We start from the raw sequence: 7899 nt of genomic DNA on the forward strand, positions 1-7899 counted from the left end.
GTGAATCACATTTTTAAACCGATGGGTACCCCGTGAGTCAGACCAAACAATGGTTGGTATCAGGTATCCGAAATCGGTCTTGGGTGCATGAGCATGTCCGGCATGTATGGTCCGGCTGATCGGAAAGAAAGCATCGCTACCATCCATGCCGCGCTGGACGCCGGGATCACGCTTCTCGACACCGGCGATTTCTATGGCATGGGCCATAACGAGATGCTGATCGGTGAGGCGATCAGGGATATTCCTCGCGACAGATTCCTCGTCAGCGTCAAATTTGGTGCGATGCGCGACCCGGGTGGCAACTGGGGTTCCTACGACGCACGGCCTGCCGCCATGAAGAACTTCCTGGCCTATACCCTGCAACGGCTCGGGCTTGATCATATCGACATCTACCGCCCTGCACGGCTGGACCCGGCAGTGCCTGTTGAAGAGACTATTGGCGCCATTGCCGAGATGGTTCAGGCTGGTTATGTCCGGCATATCGGGCTTTCGGAAGTTGGCCCGGAGACCATCCGGCGCGCGGCGTCCGTCCATCCGATCAGCGATCTTCAGATTGAATATTCGCTGATTTCACGTGGCATCGAGGACAAAATTCTTCCTGTCTGTCGTGAACTCGGCATCGGCATAACAGCCTATGGCGTGCTCGCGCGCGGTCTGATCAGCGGGCACTGGCAAGGAGCAAAGGGTCCAGGGGACTTTCGGGTTCATAGTCCCCGCTTTCAGGAAGGCAATGTCGAGCGCAATCTGGCTCTCGTGGAGACATTGCGCGAAATGGCAGCCACCAAGGGCGCAAGCGTGGCCCAGCTGGCAATTGCCTGGGTGGCGGCACAGGGTGACGATATTGTACCACTTGTAGGAGCCCGCCGGCGCGATCGGCTCTCCGAGGCGCTGGGGGCGCTTGATCTTACGCTGACGCCCGGTGATCTGGCTGCTATCGAGAAGGCTATTCCCAAAGGGGCCGCAGCCGGGGAACGCTACGATCCGAAACAGATGGCAGTACTCGACAGCGAGAAATCCGGGCTCATCGAAGGTTAGAAGTAAGATATGGCCGGTTCAGGGATGAATGTCTCAACGAAACGTTGCTCACGTCCCTGATGCATGTCCGCCAGATTCTGGCTGACTGGCGGGCAGACTACAATACGGTGCGCCCCCACATCCCCAACTGGATGGCAAACACCGGACCCGGTCGCCAGACAAGGGTCTCAAGGGCATGGCAGAACGGCATGATAATCTGGATAATGAAACCAGACGGAACTCACCAGATGTATGAATGATCTACGTAGCAGTCCCGTAGATTTTGAGGATGAATCTCCTGTAGCTTCCCGGTATGGGTTCTGAGCAGGGGCGTAAGAAAAAATGGTATATGCCCCGTTCCTGTCTCACAGTCTGGACCTTCTCTGCCGTGACCATTTTGCCGACATTGTCATACCATGGTGCAGATCAGGCTGACTGCCAGTCCGTTCCGGGCCGAAATCGCGCCAGACGAGCCCGTCGGCTTCGTCGTCTGGCGCGTGTCAGGACCCTGAAATGGCAAAGAACACTCATGTATTGCTCGGGGGCTGTGCTGATCGGGATTATTTCCGTGATCTTTGCCCATCTGGGGGATGCGGCGGCCGATCTGCGTTACCACATCGTCGCCCTGAATGCCTGGTCCATGCTTCTGATTGCACCGCTTGGACTGGTCGCCATTACCTGGTTGACGCGCGTGCTGTTCAATGGTGCCCAAGGCTCGGGTATCCCCCAGACAATTGCAACATTGCATATGCATAATTTCATGCTGGTGGACCGAATCCTGACATTGCGCATTGCGCTCGGCAAGATCCTGATGACATGCCTCGGTCTGATCTGCGGCGCCTCAATCGGTCGTGAAGGACCCAGCGTCCAGATCGGGGCGTCCATCATGCATGCGTTCTCGCGGGCCATGGGTCAGCATAATGACGTCACCCGACACGGTATGATCCTGGCGGGCGGAGCCGCCGGCATGGCTGCGGCCTTCAACACGCCCCTGGCCGGAGTTGTATTCGCCATTGAGGAACTCGCCCATTCCTTTGAACAGAAATCGTCAGGACGGACACTGACCGTCATCATCTTTTCCGGGATCACCGCGATTGCCCTGCTGGGGAATTATACCTATTTCGGTCGCACCAGTGCCTCCATCCCGGTTGGTGTCGCATGGTTGGCCGTTCTGGTGTGTGGTGTAAGCGGTGGGCTGGCAGGTGGCCTTTTTGCCCGCCTTGTCATCAGGCTGTCAAAAGGATTGCCTGGATCACTTCGTCCGTTTGCAGCACGTTTCCCTCTCGGGTTTGCTGCTCTATGCGGTCTGCTTCTGGCCCTGATCGGACTGGCATCCGATGGTGCAACCTATGGTACGGGCTATCTCCAGGCGCGGGGGATCGTGGATGGCAGCCTCCATTATCCCGCGTCCTTCTTTCTCCTGAAGTACCTTTCCATGCTCATCACCTTCTGTTCGGGGATACCCGGGGGCATGTTTGCACCATCTCTTGCCATTGGCGCCGGAATGGGCGGATGGATCGAGCAGTTCCTGCCCCATACATCTCCAGGCGCGGTCGTTCTGCTTGGGATGGCGGCATATTTCTGTGGCGTTGCCCAGTCCCCCCTCACGGCGACGATTATCGTAATGGAAGTATGCGATAACCAGCAGGTCACGCTGGCGCTTCTCGCGACTGCGTTTCTGGCGTTCGGGGTCTCGCGCACGGTCTGCCCGCATCCGCTTTATTCCGCCCTCGCCGCGGGGTTCATGGAGAAGACGGAACGGAAGGCAGGTCAGGAAAAAACACTTTCAAGGCAGGAAACTGATCCCTCCTGAACCGGGACCCGGGTTGCTGATGCAGTATTCCGAGCCAGAGAACCGTCAGTCAACGAAAGAAGACACGATGCTGCAGCAGGTGCCGAACCGGAAACCACAACCGGAACAGACCGGGAGTTCCTGCAGTCTGGTTTTCCTGGCGTCAGCGTCAATCCTGATCGGACTTGCGACCGGTGCAATCTGTGGGGTCTTCCGCCTGTTTCTTAAAGGGCTGGAAACCGCGCGAACGGATCTGGCTCTCCGGTTTCTGCATGGTTCTCCGTGGGAGGGTTGCTTTCTGGTCGTGGGGGTTGCCCTGGCGGCCCTTGTCGCAGTGGAAATGGTGCGCCGTTTTGCGCCGCTGGCATCAGGCAGCGGTATTCCCCATGTCGAGGCCGTGCTGTCGGGCGTCGCGGTCCCAGCGCCATGGGTGCTCATCCCGGTCAAGTTCATTGGTGGTCTGCTGGCGATTGGAAGTGGACTGGCCCTGGGACGCGAAGGGCCAAGCGTGCAGATGGGTGCCGCGGCAGCCAATACGATCGGACGACTGCTCTCTCTGGGGCAGGCGGACTGTCGCGCTCTCCTCGCCGCTGGCGCAGGAGCCGGTCTTGCAACGGCCTTCAATGCGCCTGCTGCAGGTGCCGTTTTTGTCCTGGAAGAACTGGTGGGACGGTTTGAAGCCAGAATGGTGTGTGCGGCACTCGGGGCGTCCATTTCAGCCATTCTGATCAGTCGTGGCATCCTGGGCGGCCAGCCTGATTTCATCGTGTTCCATCAGGTCCCGCCTGAAGCGATCGCGAAGCAGCTGTTCTTTGTCATGACCGGTCTCATGACCGGTCTGCTGGCGGTTGGATATAACCGGACAATTCTTGCAGCACTGCGCCTTGCCGACCGTCTGCCTGTCAGCATACCCGTCAGGGCCGTTCTGATTGGTGGTCTGGCTGGACTTGTTGTGTGGCTTGATCCCCATCTGGCAGGTGGAGGAGACTGGATTACCCAGGCAGCGATAAATAATACGATAAGCTGGCGTATTATCCCTGCCCTGTTCGTTTTCCGGTTGATCTTCGGTGCGATTTCCTATGCTGCCGCAACACCAGGAGGACTATTTGCACCCATGCTTGCCCTGGGGGCACTGTCCGGATTGGCCTGCAGCTTTGTGGCGCAGATACTGAGCCCGGATACAGCGCTGGCGACCACGCCATTTGTGATTGTCGGCATGGCCTCCATGTTTGCGGGATCCGTTCGATCGCCCTTGACGGGCATTATCCTCGTCATGGAAATGACCGGATCGTCCGATCTTGTATTGCCGCTTCTGTCTGGAAGCTTCGCGGCAATGGTAGTGGCAGGAGCGCTCGGCGATACACCGATCTACGAGGCGCTGAGGCTCAGGGCAGCAACCGGAAGACGCTGAAATTATCACCTTTTGGAATACCTGTTTCATAAGGAATCATTCAGACCGGGATGCGGATGACGGATAGAGCCTGCGGGCGACCCGTTCCATGGTCAATCCCTGCACGATAATGGTGAACACTACCACGCCGTAACAGACAGGCAGCAGCAGATTGCGCAATTCACCGGGTGGCAGTCCAAGCGCCAGCGAAACCGAGATGCCGCCACGCAGGCCGCCCCAGGTCAGGATACCCAGAACACGGCCACGCTCCCATTGCCGGAGATGAACCGGGAGGGTGGAAAACAGCACGCTCAATGCCCGCACGGCGATGGACAGCGGGATCACGGCAAGCGTTGCCAGCACCGTAAACAGATGCGGCGTGATCTCCAGTATTTCAAAGCCGATAAGCATGAACAGCAGGACATTCAGCACTTCGTCAATCAGGGTCCAGGCGATATCGAGTTCCTTGCGGGACGCTTCATCGAAAACGGAATGGCTATAGCTTGTTCCGAAACACAATCCGGCCACGACGACAGCAATCGCGCCTGACATGCCAAGGTGGTTGGCAATGCTGAAGGTTCCGGTCGCCAGGGCCAGTGACGTCAGCAGATCGATATGCGGATCCCGCTGCCCCTTGAGCACACGAAGCGCAATCCACCCCGTCAGTGCACCCAGCAGGCCGCCACCAAGCGCCTCGCGGCAGAAGCTGAGGGCAATCCCGGAGGCGGCTACGCCCTGACTGTCTCCGGTCGCCAGTCCGATCGTCACACCGAAAATAACGACCCCGACGCCGTCATTGAACAGGCTCTCGCCCGCGAAAATGGCCTGAAGCGGCCCCGGCAGCCCCAGACGCTTTAACATCCCCACGACCGAAACCGGATCAGTAGGCGCGAGAATGGCGCCGAGCACGATGCACCATGTAAAGGGAACAGCGTGGCCCAACAGCGGAAAAACACTCCAGGCCGCGCCCGCCAGAAAGGCCACGGCCAGAACAGTCCCGAGAATGGACAGGGCTGTCACGGACATCAGTTTCGCACGCAGGTGTCCGACATCAACCTGCATGGCTCCGGCAAAGAGAAGAAGTGACAGCGCACCATTCAGAAGCGCCGCGGGTAGGTTGATGACCCCCAGCACAGACCGCGGCAGGGCCTGAAGATCATAGGCCGGGATCAGCAGGTTCAGAACCATGACCAGCAGGGAAGTCAGCAACGAGAAGATCAGAACGCCGATCGTCACGGGAACGCGAAGCGTGTGGTGATTGAGAATGCTAAAGGCAGCGGCAAGCACGAGAAGCAGGGCGATCAGGCTGATGGTATCCATGGTATGATCGCTGGCCTTTCTGGCGTTTCGCGTCAAGAAAAACCGGTGCTCTCTTTTATAGACCGGGATCTGCCAGAAGGACGGATATTCACAAAAGGTTACCGGTTCTGGCATCCCGAGCGGAATGCCCGCCATCACTGATCCGCCCTAGCCTGAGCGCATTGGTAACGACGGTGACGGAAGACAGCGCCATGGCGGCACCTGCGATCATCGGCGATAGCAACAGTCCGAATACCGGGTAGAGGACGCCTGCCGCAACCGGAATGCCGATCCCGTTGAACAGAAACGAGAAGGCAAGGTTCTGCCGGATATTGCGCATGATCGCGTGCGCCAGTTTTCGGGCGCGGACCAGCGCACCCAGGCTGCCATGGGCCAGTGTGATGCCTGCGCTCTCGATGGCGACGTCAGTCCCTGTTCCCATGGCGATACCTACGGAAGCCGCCGCGAGGGCCGGCGCGTCGTTCACGCCGTCTCCCGTCATCGCCACATGGCGGCCGACACTCTCCAACTGTCTGATGATATCGGCCTTGTCCTGGGGCTTCAGCCCGGCGTGTACCTCTGCAATGTTCCCGGCAGCCTGTGCCACAGCTCTTGCAGTCGTCTCGTTATCGCCAGTCAGCATGACGATGCGCATCCCGTCATCATGCAGCGCCGCTAACGCAGCTTTCGTGTCTTCCCGCAGCGGATCGGCCACGGCAATCGTCCCCGCTGCTTTCCCGTCTATCGCAACAAACATGACCCCCGCGCCGGACTGACGATATCGCGTTGCATCTGCCTCCAGCGGAGCGGAATCTGCCCCGGCCTGCTTGAGCCTTTCGGCATTGCCGATCACCACCTGACGGCCGCCTGCCGTGCCGCTGACGCCTAGGCCGGGCTGTGAGGCGAAATCGCTGACCTGCACCAGCGTGCCATGGCGCTCCTTCAGTGCCCGGACCACTGCCTGGGCCAGCGGATGCTGGGACTGCGCTTCGATTGAGGCCGCCAGACGCAGCACATCGTCCTCCTGCCACTCTGGCGCAACGTCGAGGGCGATCAGCCGGGGATGTCCTTCCGTGAGCGTGCCGGTCTTGTCCACCACCAGGGTGTCCACCTTGTCCAGTGCCTGCAGGGCCTCGGCATTGCGCACCAGAACGCCCTCACGCGCGCCGCGCCCGGTGCCGACCATGATGGACATCGGCGTGGCCAGTCCCAACGCGCAGGGACAGGCGATGATCAAAACGGATATGGCATTGAGCAGGGCATGGCCGAAGCGCGGCGTGGGACCGACAAAATACCACACGACGAAAGTCACGAGGGATATACCCAACACCAGCGGGACGAACCAGTCCGACACGCGGTCGGCGATGCTCTGGATCGGCGCACGACTATGCTGTGCTGTGGCAACCATTGCCACGATGCGAGCAAGCATGGTGTCGCTGCCGACCGCCCGTGCCTCGATTTCCAGGCTGCCAGTGCCGTTAATGGTGCCACCCGTTACCGCATCGCCCGGTTTCTTCGCCACGGGCGCAGGCTCGCCGGTGATCATCGCTTCATCCACACTGGACGCGCCGTTCAGCACCTTGCCATCGACAGGGACGGATTCACCGGGCCGAATGCGGAGACGGTCGCCTGTCGCGATATCTTCGACCGCAACATCGTTTTCCTGGCCGTCAGCGCCAATGCGATGCGCCTGTTTCGGCGTGAGATCCAATAGCGCGCGGATCGCGTTGCCGGTTGCGGCGCGAGCGCGCAGTTCCAGGACCTGCCCAACCAGCACGAGTGCCACCACCACGCCCGCGGCCTCGTAATAGACCGGAAGGCTGCCGTCAGGCATCCGGAAGGTCGCGGGGAAGGCGTCGGGAAAGATCGTTGCCACGAGGCTGTAGCCAAAGGCCGCACCCACGCCGAACATGATCAGGGTGAACATGTTGAAATGGCCGGTGCGTAGTGAGGCGAGACCGCACTGAAAGAACGGTAACCCGGCCCAGCAGACGGCAGGCAGCGTGAGCGCGAGTTGCACCCATGGCGACAGCACAGGCGGCACAGGATGCAGACCGACATCGCCTCCCATGGCGATGAGCATGAGCGGAATGGCAAGCACCCCGGCCACGATCAGGCGGCGCGTAAAATCCCTGAGTTCGGGATTTTCCTTATTGTGCCCGGTCGGATCCTCCGGCTCCAGCGCCATGCCACAGAGCGGGCAGTCTCCGGAGTGATCCTGCCGGATCTGCGGATGCATGGGACAGGTCCAGATTGTGTGGTTTCCGGCAAGAGAGGGCATTTCGTTCGTGGACGTATGATGGTCATGGCCGGTATTGCTGCCCGATTTCTGACCATGTTCCATTGCTGGCATCGCCGGAGCATTACCAGTTTTCTCTGCAGGTTCCAGCGCCATGCCGCACTT

General features: G+C 59.8%; 5 protein-coding genes and 1 pseudogene. 4 read left to right on the forward strand and 2 right to left on the reverse strand.

Annotation, left to right across the window (positions count from 1 at the left end; all coding sequences use genetic code 11):
* The first annotated feature begins 72 nt into the window (after window positions 1-72).
* The 4 genes and pseudogenes from GXY01S_RS15790 (at window position 73) to GXY01S_RS15800 (ending at window position 4217) form a co-directional block, all read left to right on the forward strand.
* Entirely contained in the window at window positions 73-1035 is a 963-nt protein-coding gene (locus GXY01S_RS15790) for an aldo/keto reductase (protein ID WP_255210479.1), read from the forward strand.
* An 11-nt stretch (window positions 1036-1046) separates the two neighbouring features.
* Window positions 1047-1154 (forward strand): annotated as a pseudogene (locus GXY01S_RS19120) (integrase core domain-containing protein); the annotation flags it as partial.
* 389 nt (window positions 1155-1543) lie between these two features.
* Entirely contained in the window at window positions 1544-2827 is a 1284-nt protein-coding gene (locus GXY01S_RS15795; RefSeq protein ID WP_019092385.1) for a chloride channel protein, read from the forward strand.
* A 19-nt stretch (window positions 2828-2846) separates the two neighbouring features.
* Window positions 2847-4217, forward strand: a complete 1371-nt coding sequence (locus GXY01S_RS15800) for a ClC family H(+)/Cl(-) exchange transporter (RefSeq protein WP_082770941.1) — start codon at window positions 2847-2849, stop codon at window positions 4215-4217.
* Window positions 4218-4253: 36 nt separating this feature from the next.
* Here the strand turns inward: GXY01S_RS15800 and GXY01S_RS15805 are convergent, their stop codons facing one another.
* Complete coding sequence (locus GXY01S_RS15805) at window positions 4254-5516, reverse strand: cation:proton antiporter (protein ID WP_019087019.1); 1263 nt, start codon at window positions 5514-5516, stop codon at window positions 4254-4256.
* Window positions 5517-5604: 88 nt separating this feature from the next.
* A partial coding sequence (locus GXY01S_RS15810) for a copper-transporting P-type ATPase (protein ID WP_061276667.1) occupies window positions 5605-7899 on the reverse strand: 2295 nt, incomplete at its 5' end.

The sequence above is a fragment of the Komagataeibacter xylinus NBRC 15237 genome, assembly GCF_001571345.1.
GTDB lineage: Bacteria > Pseudomonadota > Alphaproteobacteria > Acetobacterales > Acetobacteraceae > Komagataeibacter > Komagataeibacter xylinus.

Excerpts from the sequence above, each read along its gene's own strand:
- GXY01S_RS15805 (WP_019087019.1), bottom strand. The coding sequence starts at position 5,516 with ATGGATACCATCAGCCTGATCGCCCTGCTTCTCGTGCTTGCCGCTGCC.
- GXY01S_RS15800 (WP_082770941.1), top strand. The coding sequence starts at position 2,847 with ATGCAGTATTCCGAGCCAGAGAACCGTCAGTCAACGAAAGAAGACACG.
- GXY01S_RS15795 (WP_019092385.1), top strand. The coding sequence starts at position 1,544 with ATGTATTGCTCGGGGGCTGTGCTGATCGGGATTATTTCCGTGATCTTT.